The organism is Dietzia sp. DQ11-38-2 (assembly GCF_014145055.1).
Classification (GTDB): domain Bacteria; phylum Actinomycetota; class Actinomycetes; order Mycobacteriales; family Mycobacteriaceae; genus Dietzia.
Genome location: NZ_JAALDW010000105.1, coordinates 5,133 through 7,381, shown reverse-complemented (window position 1 = coordinate 7,381; position 2,249 = coordinate 5,133). Strand labels below are relative to the sequence as shown.

Here is a 2,249-nt window from a genome sequence, read left to right as displayed (position 1 = left end):
CCCGTGGTGGGCGGCTCGCTGGCCGGAGCCGTCGACACGGGCTCGGCGACGGACGCCGTGGAGGGCTCGCTGGGCGAGGAGCGGCTCGGTTCGATCACCGGGTCCTCGGTGTCGCCCGAGGGTTCGCCGGAGATCGCGCCGGCGAACTGAGCCGGATCAGCGCTGCCCGCGCCCGAAGGAGTGCGGCTCGACCGGTCGCTGCGCGCTGGGGAGCCCGGCCACAACGAGTCGGTAGGACTCCGTGACCAATTCCTCGACCACGTCGTGGCCGAGGCTCCCCCCGGGGTGCAGTGAGATCCAGTGCCTCTTGTCCATGTGGTAGCCGGGGGTGATGTCCGGGTGCGCGTCACGGAGGGCGAGGCCGTCCGAGGGTGATGCCTTGATCACCACGAGGGGCTCGTCGTCGACCACGGTGTGGATCATGAACACCTTGCCGCGGACCTTGTAGACGTCGACGTCCGGCCCGAACGGGAACTCCAGGGTGGTCGCCGGTAGCTCGCGCGCTCGCAGCGCCGCACACTTCTGGAGTTCCCGCCCGTTCATCCCAGTGACGCTACGACACGCTGCGGGCTCCGTCATCGATAAGAGCGTTCCGCACGCCCCCTTCTCGGCCGACGTGTCCGGAACGCTCGTCGCGACTCGTGCGCTCGCCGCGACCCGCGGGGTCGGTCGGGGTCGATGCGAGGGGGTTGGCGAGGGGGTTGGCGAGGGTGCCCGCGAACTGGAGCGAGCCCGCCTGATCGGTCAGATCCACCATCTGCCGGGTGTCGCGCAACTGCAGCCGGTTGAGGCACGAGTGCTTGAACCGCGGCGCGAAGAGCGCCTGCCAGGTCGCCTCGTTCCGCCCGTCGCGGTCCAGCGCCGACAGGCAACGGCGGGTCTCGTCCCAGAACTCCCATGCCGGTAGGACACCGGCCTCGTCGCAGATCGCGGCGAGGTGACGCAGTACCCCGTCCATCACGTCGGTGTGGATGCTCAGCGCGGCCGTCTCGGCATCCACGACGTGCCGGATCCGCTCGATCCCCGCGGGCAGCGGACGGTCGGTCACCACCGCCACCTCCTCGCCGATGTCCTTGAACAGCACCCGGCGCGGCAGGTGGTCCGGTCCGATCACCACGATCACGTTCTCCCCGTGCGGCATGAACACCACCCCGTGCGCGAGCAGGCATCGGGCCACCGGCAGGACGTAGGCGTCGAGCAGCGCGCGGAGCCACGTGCGGGCGTTCGACCCCGACCGTTCCAGGTGTTCGACGACGAGGGGTCGGCCGTGCAGGTCGACGTGCAGGAGTGAGGCCAGCGTGAAGGCCCGCTCGCCCGGTGACAGTCGCGGCATCGGGCTCTCGCGCCACAGGGCGGCGATCATCTTGGTGTGCGGCCCCTCCTCTGACACGCCCGCGTCGGCGGCGCGATGGTAGGCGTCACCGGTGTACCCCACCGCGGCGGTCTCCCGGAGGATCCCGAAGTCGAGCGCGCGGAGTACGGGATCCCCGGCCACCAGTCCGGCGACCCACTCGTTCACCGCCGGGGTGTCACGCATGTACCGCGGAGACAGTCCGCGGGTGAAACCCATGTTCTGCACCGCCAGTGCCGTCTTGACGTATCCGCGCTCGGGCCTGCTCGTATCGAAGAAGGTGCGCACGGACTGCTGCGGGCGGTACTCACTGTGGGACTCACCCAGGTGGACGAGGTCGCGACGCGCCAGGTCGGGGCCGAACGCCACGGAGATCTTGTGCTCCCACTGCCACGGGTGGACGGGGAGGAGGCGGTACCCGTCCGGGTCGAGGCCCAGTTCACGGAGGCGGTCGTCGCACCCGTCCAGGGCGTCACGGCCGAACTCGCGGAGATAGTGCTCGCGCTCCTCGAGGCCTGTCACCGTGGCGAGGTGACTGCGGTCGCGGCGCGCGGCCAGCCAGACCAGGCGCACCGTCCCGGGGGCCTCCGGCGCGTAGCGGTGCCGGTCGGACAGGCCGAGGCCGATGCGTCCGTTGTTCGCCACGAAGCCGGGGTGCCCCTCGGTCATCGCGGCCTCGACCTCCTGCAGGTCCGCCGTGGCGAGTTCCTGGACCGGTCGGTCGCGGTGGTGCAGGCAGAACGCGGCGGAGCCGAGGGTGGCCGCGATCTCCTCCAGATAGATCCCCACCAGCGCCCCGGGGATCCCGAGCACGGGAGCGAACGCGGTGACGAGGGCCTGGGCGTCGGGCTCGGCCGGCTCACCCCCGACCTCGCGCCGCAGCGACCCCTCGTCCACC

General features: G+C 71.2%; 2 protein-coding genes. Both read right to left on the bottom strand.

Translation table 11 applies throughout. The features are described from left to right. Positions 1-156: 156 nt before the first annotated feature. Positions 157-543 carry an MmcQ/YjbR family DNA-binding protein gene (locus G6026_RS04090; protein ID WP_107756252.1) on the bottom strand — a complete coding sequence of 129 codons (387 nt, stop codon included), beginning with the start codon at positions 541-543 and terminating at the stop codon, positions 157-159. Positions 544-553: 10 nt separating this feature from the next. Further along, positions 554-2,249, bottom strand: a 1,696-nt coding sequence (locus tag G6026_RS04085; protein WP_277815592.1) for an IucA/IucC family protein, incomplete at its 5' end; no start/stop codon positions are given.